Origin of the sequence: Mixta intestinalis (genome assembly GCF_009914055.1) — a bacterium.
GTDB classification, from domain to species: Bacteria; Pseudomonadota; Gammaproteobacteria; order Enterobacterales; family Enterobacteriaceae; genus Mixta; species Mixta intestinalis.
The window spans coordinates 4482858-4500433 of record NZ_CP028271.1 but is presented as its reverse complement, the minus strand read 5'-3'; the positions used below and the strand labels follow the sequence as shown (position 1 = coordinate 4500433).

The window sequence follows — 17576 nt, the reverse complement described above, 5'->3', positions numbered from 1 at the left end:
AGGGACCTTCTTATGAGTACCCTACTGGCTCCGCCGGAGCAAACCGGCGGTCTGCAACGTAACCTGAAAAAACGCCATCTGCTGATGATGTCGCTGGGCGGGACTATCGGCACCGGTTTGTTTATCGGCATTGCCGAGCCGCTGTATCGCGTCGGCCCGGTCGGTACGCTCTTCGCCTACCTGTTCGCCGGATCTATTATGCTGGCAACCATGATGTGCCTGGGCGAACTCTCCTGTGCCTTCCCCCATTCGGGATCGTTTCAACACTATGCGCTGAAGCTACTGCCGCATCCGCTCTGGAGCTACACCATTGGCTGGCTTTACTGGCTGAGCTGGGTATTTTCGCTGGCGGCCGATCTGACCGCCGCCGGATTTATCGCCCATCAGGCTTTTCCCTTCCTTCCCGTTCATATTCTGTCGCTGATTGTTCTCGCCACGCTTACCCTGATTAATCTCACCTCGGCCAGAAGTTTTGGCGAATGCGAATACTGGCTGTCGGCGATTAAGGTGTTCGCCATCGTGCTGTTTATCGGCGCTGGCGGCATGATGATTTACTCACTGATGCAGCATACCGGCTGGCAGCCGACGCTAAGCGGCGATACCGCCTGGCTTCCGGCAGACCGCTGGCAAATCCTGATCTGCATGACGATTGTGATTTATTCTTTTCAGGGCGTAGAGCTGGTGGGAAACGCCGCAGGCGAGACCGCCTCGCCGCAAACGATTTTACCCAAGGTGATCCTGGGCATCGGCCTGCGGATTATTCTGTTCTATGGCCTGGCGATCGGCGTGCTGGCATTGGTTTACCCTTTACATCAGGCTCCCAATGGGGAAAGCCCTTTCGTCTGGGTCTTTTCCCACGTTGGCCTGCCGGGTGCCGACGTACTGATGACGCTGGTGATTTTCTCTGCCGCAGTTTCGGCGGCCAATTCTGCCATTTACGCCAGCTCGCGTCTGCTGTGGTCGATGGCGGGCGACCGCTTCGCCCCGGCGTCGTTTAATAAAGTCGGCAGAAATGGTGTTCCGGTACGTGCCATTTTGATAACGGCTGCGCTGGCGCTGGTTTCGATGCTCTCCCGCTATATTCCTGCACAGCGGTTTTATCTCTATTTAATCTCCAGTACCGGCCAGGTCGGTTGCCTGGCCTGGATTACCATCGGCTGGTGCCAGTATCGTTTTCGCCAGGCGGTTAATCGCGGCCAGTATCCACGCAGCCTGTTGCGCTACACATCACCGCTGTTTCCCTGGACGGCATGGCTGGTTATTATCGCCAATACCGCCATCGTTATCGGCACCTGGTTCAGCGAAAGCGGCGAGCTGATGCTGCTGATCGAAATTTCGCTGATGCTGTTAATTATTGCCTCATGGTTTGTCTTTCGTCCGGACCTGAAAAGCGAGGCATAACGCTATCCCAACTCCAGCCGCGCTTTTAGCTCACTGACCAGCGCGGCATCATCCAGTTCAGCGCTAATCTCATGACGAATGGCGTAGTTAAACGCCTCGTCATGTCGGCAGGCCCGGTTATAGCTATGCGATAGCCAGTTCCAGCTGCCAAGAACGAGGTAACGCCCATCGATCATTAACACTTTTTCATGGGTGCCCTCCGGCAGGCGGATAACGTTCTCTTTGCCCAGCTTTTCGCTATATTCCGCCACTAACGATTCGTCATTGTCTCCGGTGCGTTCGAAGCGTTGATGGTGATAGCCATAATAAACTTTCACCCTGACCCCGCGCTGCTGCGTTGCCACCAGCTGCGCCAGTTCAGGGCGCTGGTATTCATTGCCGCTACGCCTGATCCAGGGCGTAATAATAATCAGCTCTTTTTCACTTTGTGCCGCCAGCGCACTAAAGGCAGCGATATGCTCGCAGTCGCGATAATAGCGCTGTAAACGTGGCGTCTGGCTCAGGCTGGCAAACTGCGGATGCTGGCTGCCCTGCTCAAGGAAGAAATCAGCCGCCACGCTATCAGCAAGCGTTCGCAGAAATCCGCCTTCCTGCCGCAGTCGGTGGTAGTTACCCACCACGATAAACTGCTGTTTAGCACGTGAAACCACCACGTTGAGCATATTCGGCACCTCGTTTTGAAAGCTTGCGCTATCGCGAGGATGAAAAATAACCGGACTGTAAATGATGACCTCGAAGCCCACGCCCTGGAACTGATGTACGGTGCCGATACAGTTTTTCTGCTGATGATGCATCCGCTCGCCCAGCCGTTGAATCAACAGCGCTCTTTGATTAGCGTAAGGCGTAACGATGCCAATATCCGCGCTCAGGTTGTAACCCGCCGCTTCCAGCTTATTCAGCAGCTGTTCAATCGCCTCGATCTCATCAAGGTTAGTATTAACCACATCGCCTTTTCGCCCCTCCACGCTGTAGAACATCAGATGATGACCGCCCGATTTTTCAAAGGCGCGGGCAATACGCTCATCGGGTGCCGCCGTTTCTACCGTAACGCCGCGATAACCGGCCAGGCGGATAAACAGATCGGCAATCGGCTTCTGACAGCGCCGATGCTCATCCAGAATAATGCCGCTGCCGATCTCATCCGGCCTGCCCGTCAGCGTACCGGCAGCACGATGCCAGCCGGTAACGGTGGCAGGAGAAACACGCTCATACAGCGCGTTATCATCAGCAAAGTAACGTTCATGTAGCCTTGTCTGCATATTTTCTGAAAGGTTACGAATGGGTTCGATCTGTAAGGGATCGCCGACGATCATCGCTTTTTCACTGCGGCTTAACAGGGGGACCAGCGATTCAACCGAGATCATGCCCGCTTCATCACACAGCGCCAGATGCCAGGGCTTATGGCCCTTAAGCTCCTTCAGCTTACGGTAGCCCGCCATCTTCCATGCGGAAACCAGCGTCGTTGCCATTACCGGATAGACCAGAGACAGCGCACGGTAGAACTCATCCAGCTTCTCCAGCCAGGAATAGTAACCTGCACTGCGGCGCCCGCCCACCAGCGCCTGCCAGTGGGTGACGACCTCTTCCAGCTCGGTTTTCCGCTTCAGCTGTTCCTGCCACAGATAGCCGATGGCGGCCTCAAACATGTCACGATGCTGGCTAATAAAACGCTTGCGCAAGATGTCGCACCAGCTGCCCTCAGGATAACGCTGCTGATAGCTGGCTACCGTGCGTTGCGCATGGATAATTTTATGCGACAGCGCCTGTAGCGCTGTCGCATCCCTGACAAACTCCAGCAGATGCCCTTCTTCCTTCGGATCGGTTTCAGGCTGCATAAGTAACTTCAGCAGTTGAAGATTATCGGTCTGCCGGGAAAGCGCTTCCCCCGCATCCGCCAGCGCGGCAAGCTGAGCGTGGGTAAGCCGATCGAGATGGAAATAGTGGAAATCTTCCGGCACGGCGGCCTGCATCAGCTGTAAACGATCCCGGTATTTTTCTTCAAACATGCGCACCAGATAGCGCCTGATGCCGCTACGCGGATAATCACGGTAGTGTAGTTCAAGTGCCGGACGCAAAGAGGAGTCCAGCCAGCGAAAAATCTGCTCCAGATTATGCGGCTGCGGCCAGGTTGCCTGTAGTGTCTGGCAGATTTTTTCCGCCTCCTGACGCTGCGCTTTTTCCAGATGGATGGCCTGCAAACGTTTCTGTAGCTGGCTGGCAAGCGCATTAATATCACCCGCGCTGCCGGGGGAAATCGCAATATTCTGTCGCTGTACCGCCGAGGCTAACGCGGCAAGTTTATCGGCGAAACGGCGGGGAAGTTCTTCAACGCTGTCGGTATTCAGCTCACAATCAATAACGCTCTGTTGGGCCTCGGCCTTATTTTCCTTGTATGCCTGATAGCAGCTGTCCAGCGCATTACGATGCAGCTGTAACGCCGTCAGGTAGCGCTGCTGCGCCTCTTCATCATAAATTTCCTGCCGCCAGCGGCTGATAAGCCGTTCCAGCCGCCCGAATTCATTCTGCACCTGTTCCTTAGCGCCGCCCTGAAACCAGAGCCAGTCCAGATTTTGCGTAAGCGGATCGTTGCGCAGATCGTCAATAATGTTTTCAACCGCTTTTATCGCGGTGGAGGTCACCAGCATGCCGAGGTTTTCATCTTGCCCCGCGGCGATAGCGAGCGCACGTGCAACCAGCCGCTGAGCAATCAACGACTTGAACAGCGTGGTTTTGCCCGTGCCGGGCGCACCCTGTACCGCAATCAGACGCTCATCCTGATTAATTGCCTGGATTGCTGCCATCTGCCCATGCCCAAGCGGATAGTGCGTTTCAAACAGCCCAGCGGTAACGATTTCACCCTGTTCCGAAAGGGTATTTTCATCATGCACCTGGGTGAGGTATTGCTCCAGCAGAGGAAACTGCTCTTCGGCATGCTCGCATAGCCAGGCGTAATCTTCCTCATCACGCTTTAGCTGGTAATCTTCATTATGCAAAGGCGCAATCAGGGCATCAAAGGCGTTTTCCAGCCGTTGATATCTGCCGCCCGGCTGTTGGCGAATCCACGCCTGTAGCCCGGCAAACGCCTGTAAAAAGGTGTCATATTTTTGCCCCGTCAGCGCGCTAATGATACTCATCACATGGCGGTTTTCGCCCAGCTCGGCCAGCTGAATACCGAACATTTCACGAAATGCGTACGGCAGCGCACTAATCTGCTGACCATCTTTCACCGGCAACAGCAGAGATGGATTGTTCTGCATAAAGAACGATTTTGGCAGCGGAAAAGAGAACAGAGGCAGAAATTTCACATTATCTTTGCCACGCTCGTGTTCGACGCAACGCAGCAGTGGAAACAGCAGGTTAACCGGAGCTATCTGCGATATTTTTCCTTTATTGTCATATTTTACGAACTGTTTGCGCCAGTGTTGATAAACCTGCGGCGGAATGGTGAGCTGTACGCCGTTTGACGTCTCCTGACAGTTTCCCGCATTCAGTACCAGCTGATGATCTTCATGTATCTCGCTGGCTGATATTTTGCTTTTTTCTGCGCCGCTACATTTCAGATAATCTTGCCATGCCGTAAGGATCTTCTTCGAAGCGTTTTTCATTATTCAGGGTATACCTTATCAGTCCAGAGGATGGCGAAACCGTTGCAAAAACAATAATGACGTATACATTCATTAACTTTCTGTACCGTATTGATGCTCATCCTTTTAATTTATCTTCTATGGAGCAATCCTTTAAAAATAAGGTAATAGTCGTGCTCTTTTCCACTTTTCTTTATTAAAGTTAATTCAAGTAGAAATTAAATATTCATCACAACGACAGCTATTGATAAATTTTTCAGTCCATGAGGAATTCAAAGAAAATGGAAAAGAGGTGAGAGATGTTACTGATTAAAGAAAGTAAAAAAGGGCTAAATAGCCCTTTCTCTTTTACAGTTTTTACAGACTGGCGGATATATCGTTAAGCGTGGTTACATGCCTGTAGCGGGCGGGGTTGGCATGTTCAGCTGCTAATGACGCAAAATGCGCGCTGCCGCAGCTGATTTTGGCGGCTTCTTCCGCTCTTAACCCAAAGTGCGTGCTCTTGGTTTCCGCGACGAAATAAAGCTGCTCTTCATTACCCTTCTCGATAACCAGCGCCCAGTCAGGATTATAGCTGCCGAGAGGCGTAGGGATTTTAAACCAGCCGGGGAGTTTAACATAGACTTTAACCTCCTCCTGCCGATCCAGCGCTTTTGCAAACTGCTCTTCTACCTCTGAATCCTTCGGCACATACTCATAAAGCGATTTTGCCGACGTTTCAATAATATTACGCGCGTAGCCGGTAAGCTCCTTGTCGGTAAATAAACTGCACGCCCAGGCTTCCCCTTGCAGCGGGTAATAGCGAATGCCCTCCACGATAGCCAGCCGCTTACAGTAATTAATTCGTCCTATCGTTTCGCTGATAAACTGCTGTGGATTTTTCACAAAATCAGCCAGGCGACCGCTATTTTTCAGGATAATGCTCAGGCTACGCCGCGTTAATCCGGTCTTCTCCTGCAACACGCCCAGAATATCGGGCAGCGGCTGCGCGGTGACCTCAATGACCGCATTGCTGGTGCCGTTAGCCTGGGCAACCACATCCAGTCCCGCCTGGTTTTGTGTCAGGTGCGCTTTGCTGAAGCCGATCATCGCTTTGGCCATCGGTGGCATATCCGCCAGTGATGACGTACAGGCCGCAATCAGCTTATTTTCATCAAACGCCAGGCGGTAGCGCGTTTTCTGGCAAATACGCTGCCACAGCGCCGCAAATTCCGGGCTGTCGATCACCGCTTTACGGTATTTGATCGAAACGCGCTCGTCGGCGTTATGGATAGTTAAGCGGCCCGCCAGTTTATGCAGTATGCCTTCAACCTGAGCCTGTAGATGTGCGTACCGTTCGGTTAATCGCAACGTTCCTTCACGCAGCGCGTTCTTTAAGGAGGCGGTAATATGGCCCGATTTATCCAGATAGCCCTGCGCCAGCAGGTCATGCCATATTTCCTGCGAAGCGGTAATGCCGGCGGCCCCGAATGAAACCTCGTCAGCGATCAACAGATGGGCAAACGTCTCTTTTTCAACCACGCCAAAACGAATGCCCGTTTCGTCCTCGATCTCAGTCTGTAAGCGTTCGGCGTAGGCCTGGTAACTCTCACCGGCAATCACCGTCAGAACGTTAATATTGTCATCGCGGACGCGCTCGCCCTGCTGGTTAACGCATAAACGCAGGCCGCGCCCTAATGTCTGACGACGCTCCCGCTCGCTGCCCATTTCACGCAGGCTACAAATCTGGAATACGTTGGGATTATCCCACCCCTCTTTTAACGCGGAATGGGAAAAAATAAACCTTACCGGACTGGAGAAGCTCAACAGCTTTTCCTTGTTCTTCATGATGAGGTTATAACCGCGCTCGGCGTTTTCACGCCCGGCATTATTGTTTTCGCTGGTTTCCGCCCACACGCCCTTTTTATCGACGGAGAAGTAGCCGTCGTGAACATCCTGAACCTGCTGTGGATGAGAAGAAACCAGCGCCTGGTAAGCCGGGCTTTTTATCGCCTTCAGATATTCCTCTTCGAAAATACGCGCATACTCGCCCGGCACGCGCGTACCACTCTCGCCCGGCTGACGATAGAGATCGACTTTATCAATAAAGAACAGCGTCAGAACCTTAATTTGCTGACCGCTAAGGCGCAGCTCTTTATCCAGGTGCTCACGGATGGTCCGGCGAATCATATGGCGTTGGATCACCAGCGGATTAATATCGCCAACCACATCGCCGGTTTTCAGATAATGTATCTCAGTGGGCGTTTCAAGCGTCACAAAACCCGCTTTACCGGTACGAATCTCGCCAATGCGAAAGCCCTGGTAGATATCTCGCCCGGTTTCGCTGGCAAGCGTGGTGCCGTCATAAACGGTAATTTCAGCGCGCTTAACCGCCCCTTGTTGATCGGCAAGATCAACCAGCACGGTTGCGCTGATCTGATTCTTTTTGCTGTTAATGCTGACCAGTTTTACGTAAGGGCTATTGCTGGCGTTTTGCACCTCAAGCCCGGCAATTTCTATCTGTTTTACCAGCTTCTGGTTATAGGCATCGATCGCGTCCAGACGATAGACCATATGATGCTTATGGATGTGAGTCGCGGAATAACGCAGGGTGAACAGAGGATACATCGCATCCAGCGCGGTTTTTCCCGCACCGTTCAGCCCACCGTCCACGCTTTGTGGTTCATCAACGATAACGATCGGGCGCGTCGCTCTGATAAGATCGATCGGCTTATCCAGCTCATCAACGGTAGTCTTTTCGCTGGACTGATATAGCTTATTCACATCCTTTTTATTTATCGCGCCAACGGTCATCACCATAATCTGCATAACAGAGCTGGTAGCGAAATTACGCACGTCAGCCGGTTTTGCCGAGTCATACAGATAGTATTCATAGGGAACGCCCGCATACAGACTTTTAAAATGCTCCCTGGTAATCTGTAGCGTTTTATACACCCCTTCCTTAATGGCAACGGATGGCACCACGATAATAAACTTGCTCATGCCGAAGCGTTTATTCAGCTCCAGGATGGTGCGCAGGTAAACGTAGGTTTTACCCGTACCGGTTTCCATCTCAACGGTAAAATCATGGCTGTCCAGCGAAGATGACGGAGGAAGCTGGTTACGCAGCTGCACCTTGTTAAGGTTTTTCAGCAGGATCTCATCGGGCGGAACAGGCGGATTAACCGGCATCGAGCCGGTGGCACCTTCAAATGACAGCGCGCCCTGTACGGGTGCCAGCACGGTCGTTTCGCTTTCCCATTTTTCCAGACCGGTAAACAAATCGCAGACGGACGATATCGCATCCTGCTGATAAGCGAGGTCAGATTCAAAATGTAATTTCATAGTAACCTCTTACAGACTATGCAGGTTGGTCAGCCCCTGCTGTTCCAGGATGGCGCACAGATTGATTTTGGCGGCATTATTTTCAAATGCGTCATCAAGGAAATAACAGACCGTCTCTTTTGTCGCGTTAAGCTCGCGGTGCCAGCCAAGAATCCCCTGAGCCAGTTCCTCAACCAACGAGGCCGGAATGGTTTTGGCAAAACAGGTAAAGAGTTTACCGTTATCGGCGCAGGAAACCGTTAGTCCTGCAAACTGACGCTGTGCAATATTGACGCTAAGATCGATACCGCGCTTAAGCAGCAGCTCAGTCAGCAGATCGTCTTCATTACGATCGTTAAGGATCGGGCTGATATGCGTTTCCAGCTCCTGTAGCAATGAATCCGCCGTGGCTTCCCAGGGACGAATATTAGAGGTATCCAGCCTGAACACGCGGAATCCGCTATCGCCCTGCCATTCAGGATTTTCCTGACGGATTTTTGTACCTGCCCGGCGCAGGCGCTCTTTGGTTAGCTCAGAAATTTTTGCCGGAACGCCCAGCGTTTTACAGTAGTCAAACGCGGTTTTTTGTTCTTTGTTACTTTCGAGTAAAGGCTCCGGTAGCTGAACCAGTATAAAGCGACGCGATTTATGCTCTTCGGCACAGGCTTTCATGACGGCATGTCCCGTGGTGCCTGAACCGGCAAAGAAATCCACTATCAGATCGCCCTCATTGGTCATATTTTTAATAAAGAATTCAATCAGAGAGACCGGCTTGGGATAGGGAAATATCTGTGATTCAAAAAGCGCCCTGATATCCTTCGAACCATGTTCCGTTCTTCCTACCTCTTTTTCCGGCAGATAAGTAGAAACCGACATTTTCAGGCTATCAATGCCATATTTTCTCATGGCTTTTTCCCTGTCTTCACGTTCAAAGACACGGAATGCAGGCTTGGATAGTTTCAGAAAATCGTAATCGCCAGGAAAAACGATTTTCCCCTGCGCTAAATATTCAGGAATAGTATCTGGCGTTACTGACCAGGTGCGGGTAGCGCTGGCAGGATACTTATCGCCATTTTTCGGGTTGACGATGGTGAAGTAAGAGTTAGGACGCTGCTCTCTGGTGGTATTTTTTGTCAGATCCTGCAAACGCCATCTGTCTGCATAATCCGCTGACTGATAATATTTTCGTTCACCTTCCCTGCCTGCGATAAACCCTTTATTGGCAAAGGCGATGATCCATTCCACATCGTTAGAGACGCCATAAGGCACGTCGGCCTTTGCCGTTCTCGATCGCCACGGGAAAATGCCAACAAAACACTCTTCACCGAAGATTTCATTTAGCAGCAGCCTGAGGTTCGAGGCTTCCACATCATCAAGGCTAACTAAAATAACGCCGTCGTCGCTTAAAAGGTTTTTAGCCAGTTTTAAACGCGGATAAATCATATTTAACCAGTCGGTATGGTAACGCCCGCTGGTTTCGGCATTGGTACTCAGGCGTACACCGCCTTCTGATTGTCCGGTTAATTCAAGGTAATTTTTTATATTATCCTGAAAATCATCGGGATAGACGAAATCCTTACCGGTATTATAGGGCGGATCGATGAAGATCAGTTTTACCTCTCCCGCATAGCTTTTTTGCAGAAGCTTTAACACCTCAAGATTGTCGCCTTCAATCATGATATTTTTTGTGGTGTCCCAGTCGACGCTGTCAGCCTTGCTGGGGCGTAAAGTACCACGTGAAGGCGTCAGGGCAAGCTGCCGTGCACGACGCTTACCGTGCCAGTTCAGGCCATAGCGTTCTTCTTTATCGCTGACGTTATTGCCTAAGAGCTGTTTTAAAACATCAAAGTCAATTTTATTATCGGTAAAAGCTTCAGGAATTATATTTCTTATTTTTTCTACCGTTTCATCGATTAAATTCATTGACTGTAGCTCAGGCATGTCAGGTGATATTTTTTTCATAAGACTATTCCGCTATTAACCGCTAACTGTGAACACCAGATTCACGACCCTCCCTTTTACCATGAGAAAGGTATTTTTTCAATGGTTATTATTTTTAAGCGATAAATTATTACGCCAGCGGAGTAAAATTGATGAGTGCTGCAAGGAATAAAAATCGATTCCATTTATGAAACCTGGCTGAGCGTCACGATAACTGAAGAAAGACGCTGTTGTTTTTATAAACTGAACCGATTTTATCAGCCAATATAAGCGACAACCGTTAGCAGTAAATCTTCTTACGTTAAATGCACCAAAAGATTGTCCATCGGCCTTGCCTTACTCAACGGGATAGCGGGAACCTCTCTTTGCTCATGATTATACCTGGTGAATTCAGTAATATCTTTTCTACCAAACCAGCCGATAATGGCTGCCTGCTTCAGGCTGGGAACCGTTATCCGGTTTTGGTTATTTTCTTTAGGATCAATGGTTAACCAAAAGTAGACCTGGATATTGACTGCGGTAAGCTCACTTTTCTTTGTCGCCAGTTTGAATTTATTAATAATTTGCACTAAATCAAACTTTGCAGAAAGCGATGACTTAACCGAGCAATATATATCCTCTCCTTTTTTATTTTTAACTAAGATATCGTGACCGCGATCCGGCCCCTGAGAGCCTTTATCAACGGTTGATACGGCAAATTTTTGATGAGTATGTAGCCATTTTATTACCATCCTTTCGGCGACTTCTCCCATCAGGATATTATTAAATCGCTCAAGGATATCACGCTTATGTAAATCTACCCTGTCACGGATATGAAAACAGATATCTTTAGCGTTATTGACGCACACTTCAAATTCGTCCGTGTTCAAATCAACAAAAACAACGTCATGTTCAGTAATCATCATAAATTAAGCTCGTTAAAAATGATTAAGGTAATGTTTAAGACAGTTATTTAACCGGTGCCTGTTCACTTTTTATACTGAAAAATTTTTGTTATTTATAGCATGATAGTAACAGCCAGCTAATGCCGCTGAAACAGCAGAAACTACAGCAGGCCTTCCCGCCTTTTTCCCGCTTAGCCATGGCTACCGCACCAACCATGTTTAACGCCGGTTTGTTAAGTTCTGCGTTATGCAGCAAAGCACATGATAACAGCAACATGCAACCCATGAAATGGGCTGTACAGGAGTGAATATCAGCAAATACGTCATATCATGGCCATCGTCTATCGCTTCATCCGCATGAACGAAAAAAATATTTTACTCGCCCAGCCCGGTACTGTTAATCAACGTCATCGTAGGTAGAAATTTCCTATCTATTTTCGCGATCTACTTAGTAACGTCATCATACAAAACAAACAGTACCTTATACTTAATTAAATAAATAGTCTCACCTTTCAAATCACTTTCCATTTTTACTGCCCTTATTTTTATTAATCCTTTTAAAAAGGTATTATTACAGATAACTGAGAGTCAATCTGAACAAACCATTAATTAAAACCTTCCCGCTTCCAGTCTGAGGATATATTAGCAACGGTAGCGAATAAAAAGCCGTTAAATCAGGAAAAAACAACTTAGTTAGCTAAAAATTCAAATCATTTATTTTGTAGACTGACGCTCGTTTTGGTATAAACTTTGCACTTTATCGGGACGGCGGCATAATTGACAAAAATTGCTCATGAAATCACTGCTACGGATGATACTGAAAGCTCTGTTATTTTTCGCCATCTTCATGGTATGTGCGTTTCTCATTCCCTATGGCTGGGCTGTTGATCGGCTTACCGGTGAAATGAGCCTTGATACGGCAATAAATCTTTCTCGAATATTATTAGGAGAGGATTACCCTGAACCTTATGATTTTATTGATAGCCTGTTGAAAATGGGTCTTAACATTCTGGTCACTATTGTTGTCTATTCGATTATTATGAAAGGAATTAAATGCAGAAAATCATAATTAACACTCGTTTACAGATAACGCAATAAACTCAGAATAATTAAACCGGGCAGCTCCGGCTATTCTGTCGTACTGTATTGCGGGTTTTGCCTTTCTCCCGGAAACAGAAGTGCACTAACTATTTAGTGCCGTTTACCGCATCGGCAGCCAGTTACCTTTAAGCTGCCGGACAGGTTTCTTCGGTAATCGCTATTTCTTCAGCGCATTCAGCTCATCGTTATAGCTTTCTCGGGTCATACAGACGCACAGGATGGTGACCAACGCCATGCAGGCAAGAAACAGCGAAATCGGCCAGGAGGCACCGCCTGACCAGGCAATCAGCAGCGTGCCGATCATTGGCGTCAGCCCGCCGACGATATTCGCCAACTGAAAGCCCAGCGACACGCCGGTGTAGCGCACGCTGGTATCAAACAGCTCTGAGAAAAAGGCGGGCTGGACGCTAAACATCATGCCAAGGCCGACGGAATAACAGAAGGTGGTGGCAAACATAAACATCTTCACCGAGCCGGAATCGATCATCCAGAACAGCGGAAAAGCAAAAATTAGGGTAATGGCGGCACCGGCAAGATAGACCGGACGGCGGCCAATTTTATCCGACAGCCAGCCAAAGAATGGGAAAGTAAAGATGCCGACGAAGCTTGCCAGCAGCAATCCGTTCAACGCCGTTTCACGGGTAAAATTCAGCTCTCGCGTCACGTAGGACATAAAAAAGGCCACCGTTAACCAACCCAGCACAATCTCCCCCATGCGCATGCCCATCGCCAGGAAAACCGCTTTACGATGATGTTTCAGCACCGTCAGCACCGGAAATTTCTGCCCGGCGCTTTGTGATGTCTGCTGCTTCTGGTTTTCTTTAAATACCGGCGTCTCTTCAATGCGCGAACGAATAAACATGCCGACAAACAGCAGCGCAATACTCAGCAGGAACGGCACCCGCCAGCCCCACGACATCAAATCCTCCTCCGGCAGCATCACCACCAGCGCAAACACAGCGGTGGCGATAAACAGCCCCAGCACGTTGCCTAACTGTACGAATGTGCCAAAGAAACCACGGCGGTTGCGTGGCGCATATTCAGTGATCAGCGTGGTTGCGCCGCCCCACTCGCCGCCTATCGCAAACCCCTGGCAGAGGCGCAGGAAAATCAGGATCAACGGCGCAGCGTTACCGATGCTGTTATAGCTGGGTATCAGGCCAATCAGAAAAGTGGAGATCCCCATGATCATTAACGACAGCACCAGCGATTTTTTACGCCCGATCTTATCGCCATAGTGACCAAAAACGATGGCACCAATCGGACGACTAACAAAGGTAATCGACAGCGTCAGAAACGAAACCAGCAGTGCCATCAGCGGCGAAAGATTGGGGAAGAACAGCGACGGGAAAACCAACGCGGCAGCCGTTCCGTAGATAAAAAAATCATAAAATTCAATGGTGGTGCCGGAAAGCCCGGAACCCAGCACGGTTAACAGCTTTCTGCGTTCCTGTTTATGCAGTGATACTTGTTCGTTTTTCGCAGGGGTAATGGCTGGCGAGGTAATCATGGTCATCATTCAATCCTCAGTCCTGAATAGTTATTGTCAAATCGATCTGCGTCTGACTAACCACATTGATGGGAGTAATAACACTGATAGCTAACTCGAATTAGCTAATTATACCAACGCACAAATATTCACAACGTAAATAATACTAGAATGTGAACAAGATCGGCTAAAATTTGTCTGCCCTCTTGCGTTGTCGGTTAAAACCCTCCCGGTGAAATATCAATATAATCACTTTTATTTCAGCAACTTAAATAAATTACCGAATAGCTTTCAGATATCAGAAGCGATTCTCCCAGCCTCTTTATCTGTCGCTACCCGTTCCTTTGTGGAAGCAAAAAGCCATCGTCAACTGGAAAAGAGTCAATAGAATAAATATTAAAAATCAATCAATTAAAAAAAGCATCTTGATAGCCATCACAAATTCCCGGTAAAGCAATTGTTCCTGCTTTTCTTTTGACCTAATTTGCTAATTCGAGTTAGCAAAGAGGGAAAACCATGAGCGGACATGCATATATCGGCATTGACGTTGGCTCAGGCAGCGTCAGGGCAGGAATTTTCGCCAGCACCGGGGAAAGGCTGGCTTTTATCGTCAAACCTGTCAGTCAGTTTCATGGCGCTGACGATCGCGTTGAGCAATCTTCCGGTGAGATCTGGCAGGCTGTCTGCGACGCCGTCAACGAATGCGTTAAGGCTTCAGCTATCGATCCGGCATTGATCCGTGCCGTGGGCTTCGATGCCACCTGCTCGCTGGTAGCCGTCGCCCATGACGGCAGCGGTATCTCCGTTTCCCCGGAGGGAGAGGCCGAGCGCGATATCATTATGTGGATGGATCACCGGGCGCAGCAGGAAGCCCGGACGATCAACCAGACGCATGATGACGCGCTACGCTACGTTGGCGGTGAAGTCAGCGTCGAGATGGAGCTGCCAAAGATCCTCTGGCTGAAGCGCCATTTTCCCGATCGTTATCGGCGGATCTGGCGGCTGTTCGATCTGGCGGATTACCTCGTCTGGCGCGCCTGCGGCAGCGACGTCGCCAGCGTTTGTACCCTAACCTGCAAGTGGAACTATCTGGCGCACGAGCAGCGTTTCAGCGCCACGCTGCTGCGTGCCGTTGGCCTGGAAGACGCGATCGATAAGATCCCACCTGTAGTGCTTAACCTCGGCGAGAAAGCGGGCCAGCTGAAGCCCACCATCGCTTCACAGTGGGGGCTTAGCGACGATGTAGCCGTGGCAAGCGGGATCATTGACGCGCACGCCGGTGGCCTGGCGCTCAGCGGTGGTCAGCCGGCGGGTAGCCTGGCGATCATTAGCGGCACCTCTAACTGCCATATGATCGTCAGCCAGCAGCCGATCGAGATACCCGGCATCTGGGGGCCTTACTGGGGAGCGATGCTGCCGGACTGGTGGCTGAACGAAGGGGGACAAAGCGCCGCTGGCGCGCTGGTTGAATGGACGCTGCAACAGCATGCTTACTGGCCTGCTCTGCAACAGGAAGCCAGCGCTCAGGGCGTCTCAGTTTTCCAGCTGCTTAACCAGTGGGTAGATACCCTGGAAGCGCAGGAACGCTGGCCTACCCGCCTACTGCATGTGCTGGGCGATCATCACGGCAACCGCTCTCCACGAGCAAATCCCCAGGCGCGCGGTGCGATATATGGCCTGACGCTGGAAAGCGGCCCGCTGGGGCTGGCGCGTTTATATCTCGCCACGCTCCAGGCGATAGCCTACGGCACCCGTCATATCATCGAGGCGATGCGCGCCGCAGGCCATCAGGTTTCACGCATTATGATGTGCGGCGGCGCAACGAAAAACCCGCTGTGGCTGCGTGAATACGCCAACGCCACCGGCTGCGATATTCATCTTGCGCGTGAAGATGACGCCGTTACCCTCGGTGCCGCCCTGCTCGGCAGCGTAGCCTGCGGCGATTTCGCCACCCTTCCAGAAGCCGTAGCCGCAATGAGCCATCGTGGGCGTACCGTTCAGGCCAACCGCGATCCTGACGTGCAGGCCTTCCACCAGGCGAAATATCAGGTCTGCCTGATGATGTATGACCAGCAGCAGGCTCAACAACGCTTTACTGACCTCATGACCCCTACGCGACAAGACCCGCCCCTACAGGAGAACGTCTTATGCTGAATCTCACCCTGGCCGAAGAAGCCGAAACCATCACGGCGCAGCCCGGCGAAGTATTAATGGTGACCAATGCCGATTTACGTGAACCGGCCAACGTCACCTGTTGGCCAACACAACAACTGTTCGAGCAGCGCCTTGCCAGCGCGCTGGAAAAACTGGGATATCGCCTGCGTCGTGCGCATCCGGTAAACGAAAGCCGCGGTCACGGGTTTATCAGCAGCCAGCAGGAGGGCAGCGCGCTGTTCGCCAGAATCGATCCCGATGCGCCGGTTATCGTACTGCTCACCGCCTGGCAATATTCACACCATATCGCCCCGTCGCTGGTTCACCACCGTGGCCCGGTTTTGCTGCTGGCAAACTTCGACGGCACCTGGCCTGGCCTGGTGGGCATGCTCTGCATGGCGGGATGCCTGACCAGCCTTGAGCGCCCTTACTCACGTTTGTGGTCAGAAACCTTTAGCGATGAAGCCTTTATGCGCGGGCTGGAAACCTGGCTGCGCGATGGGCATCTCAGCCACAAACTCGGCTATCTGCATCCCGTTGCCGCCAGCGCGCCGCTGCTGGCAAGCGAAGCGGGACAGATTGGCGTTAAAGTTGGCCAGGCGATCCTCAGGCATAAAGCGATCATCGGCCTGTTTGATACTTTCTGTATGGGGATGATCAACGGCGTTTTCCCGCAAAAGGCGATGATCGATATCGGCATGCCGGTGGAGTCACTCTCCCAGTCGGCGCTGCTGGTTGAGATGAGTAAAGTGCCCCAGGAACTACGCGAAGCCTGCCTGGAATGGTATGAGCAGCGCGGTATGCAGTTTACCTTCGGTCAGGATAGCGCAAAGGAGCTGACCCGTGAGCAGGTGTTGGAGCAGTGCGCGATGATGATCGCTATGGCACGTTTTGTACGTCGCTTCGGGCTGTCGGCGGTAGGCGTGCAGTATCAGCAGGGTCTGAAGGATAGCTGCGCCGCCTCAGACTTTGCCGAAGGCGCTATCGGCAACGCCGAACGCTTTCCGATTCCCGATGAGCAGGGCGAGATTATCTGCCCGGACGCGCCCATTACCTGCGTAAACGAAGTCGATATGGGCAGCGCTATCCCACAGGTGATGCTGGCAAAACTGCTTGGCGCGCTGGGGATGGCGAGCGAAACCACCCTGCACGATATCCGCTGGGGCAGCGACTATAACGGCATCTTTTACTGGGATCTGGAGATTTCCGGCGCGGTTCCCTTCGCCCATCTGAAAGGTGGTATTGCTGGCGCGACCGGCTATCGTCAACCGGCGATGTTTTTCCCCTATGGCGGTTCCACTATCGCCGGCCAGGGCAAAGCCGGACGCTTTATCTGGGCGCGAGCCCACTATGAAGGTTCACAGGTGATTATGCATATCGGCACCGGCACCGCGGTCGAACTGCCGCAGGCAGAATTTGAGCGTCGCCGTAAAGCCACCAACTATGAGTGGCCGCTGCTTAATGCGGTACTTGATGGCGTCTCCCGCGATGATTTAATGGCGGGACACCAGAGCAATCATCTTAGTCTGGCTTACGTAGAGGAGAATGTATTATCCGAAGTGCTGAATGCATTTATTGCTCAGGCGCTGACGCAAAATATAAAAGTGTTTATCGCAGGCGATGCGCATTTATTAATGAAATAAGATCCGATTCGCTTATGTAATTTTTACGTTGTTAGCGATCCTGGCAAACATCCGGTTAATCCGCCTTTTTAATAAT

The 17576-nt window shown here is 50.9% G+C and carries 9 protein-coding genes; 4 read left to right on the top strand and 5 right to left on the bottom strand.

Annotation, left to right across the window (positions count from 1 at the left end):
• The first annotated feature begins 12 nt into the window (after positions 1-12).
• Positions 13-1401: an amino acid permease gene (locus tag C7M51_RS20920; protein WP_160623389.1), complete on the top strand. Its 1389-nt coding sequence runs from the start codon at positions 13-15 to the stop codon at positions 1399-1401.
• Between the two features lie 2 nt (positions 1402-1403).
• On the opposite strand, the gene C7M51_RS20915 is transcribed toward C7M51_RS20920, so the two are convergent.
• The 4 genes from C7M51_RS20915 to C7M51_RS20900 all read right to left on the bottom strand — a co-directional run bounded on the left by C7M51_RS20915 (position 1404) and on the right by C7M51_RS20900 (position 11134).
• Positions 1404-5006: an AAA domain-containing protein gene (locus tag C7M51_RS20915; protein ID WP_160623388.1), complete on the bottom strand. Its 3603-nt coding sequence runs from the start codon at positions 5004-5006 to the stop codon at positions 1404-1406.
• Between the two features lie 336 nt (positions 5007-5342).
• The gene (locus tag C7M51_RS20910; RefSeq protein ID WP_160623387.1) at positions 5343-8309 is read right to left on the bottom strand and encodes a type III restriction-modification system endonuclease; all 2967 of its coding nucleotides are present in this window, start codon (positions 8307-8309) and stop codon (positions 5343-5345) included.
• A 9-nt stretch (positions 8310-8318) separates the two neighbouring features.
• Positions 8319-10250 (bottom strand): site-specific DNA-methyltransferase, encoded by a 1932-nt coding sequence (locus tag C7M51_RS20905; protein ID WP_160623386.1) that lies wholly within the window; start codon positions 10248-10250, stop codon positions 8319-8321.
• Positions 10251-10525: 275 nt separating this feature from the next.
• The gene (locus C7M51_RS20900) at positions 10526-11134 is read right to left on the bottom strand and encodes a hypothetical protein (RefSeq protein ID WP_160623385.1); all 609 of its coding nucleotides are present in this window, start codon (positions 11132-11134) and stop codon (positions 10526-10528) included.
• Between the two features lie 772 nt (positions 11135-11906).
• Here C7M51_RS20900 and C7M51_RS20895 point away from each other — a divergent pair.
• Positions 11907-12182 (top strand): hypothetical protein, encoded by a 276-nt coding sequence (locus C7M51_RS20895; protein ID WP_160623384.1) that lies wholly within the window; start codon positions 11907-11909, stop codon positions 12180-12182.
• Between the two features lie 189 nt (positions 12183-12371).
• Here C7M51_RS20895 and C7M51_RS20890 read toward each other — a convergent pair whose 3' ends face one another.
• The gene (locus C7M51_RS20890; protein WP_160623725.1) at positions 12372-13730 is read right to left on the bottom strand and encodes an MFS transporter; all 1359 of its coding nucleotides are present in this window, start codon (positions 13728-13730) and stop codon (positions 12372-12374) included.
• A gap of 489 nt (positions 13731-14219) precedes the next feature.
• Here C7M51_RS20890 and C7M51_RS20885 point away from each other — a divergent pair, with 489 nt between their 5' ends.
• Positions 14220-15857 carry an FGGY-family carbohydrate kinase gene (locus C7M51_RS20885; protein ID WP_160623383.1) on the top strand — a complete coding sequence of 546 codons (1638 nt, stop codon included), beginning with the start codon at positions 14220-14222 and terminating at the stop codon, positions 15855-15857.
• Complete coding sequence (locus C7M51_RS20880; RefSeq protein WP_160623382.1) at positions 15851-17500, top strand: signal transduction protein; 1650 nt, start codon at positions 15851-15853, stop codon at positions 17498-17500. The genes C7M51_RS20885 and C7M51_RS20880 overlap by 7 nt, the downstream gene beginning before the upstream one ends.
• The last annotated feature ends 76 nt before the right edge of the window (positions 17501-17576 follow it).

Coding starts and splice junctions, on each gene's coding strand:
- C7M51_RS20920 (WP_160623389.1), top strand. CDS start 13: ATGAGTACCCTACTGGCTCCGCCGGAGCAAACCGGCGGTCTGCAACGT.
- C7M51_RS20905 (WP_160623386.1), bottom strand. CDS start 10,250: ATGAAAAAAATATCACCTGACATGCCTGAGCTACAGTCAATGAATTTA.
- C7M51_RS20910 (WP_160623387.1), bottom strand. CDS start 8,309: ATGAAATTACATTTTGAATCTGACCTCGCTTATCAGCAGGATGCGATA.
- C7M51_RS20900 (WP_160623385.1), bottom strand. CDS start 11,134: ATGATGATTACTGAACATGACGTTGTTTTTGTTGATTTGAACACGGAC.
- C7M51_RS20890 (WP_160623725.1), bottom strand. CDS start 13,730: ATGACCATGATTACCTCGCCAGCCATTACCCCTGCGAAAAACGAACAA.
- C7M51_RS20880 (WP_160623382.1), top strand. CDS start 15,851: ATGCTGAATCTCACCCTGGCCGAAGAAGCCGAAACCATCACGGCGCAG.
- C7M51_RS20885 (WP_160623383.1), top strand. CDS start 14,220: ATGAGCGGACATGCATATATCGGCATTGACGTTGGCTCAGGCAGCGTC.
- C7M51_RS20915 (WP_160623388.1), bottom strand. CDS start 5,006: ATGAAAAACGCTTCGAAGAAGATCCTTACGGCATGGCAAGATTATCTG.
- C7M51_RS20895 (WP_160623384.1), top strand. CDS start 11,907: ATGAAATCACTGCTACGGATGATACTGAAAGCTCTGTTATTTTTCGCC.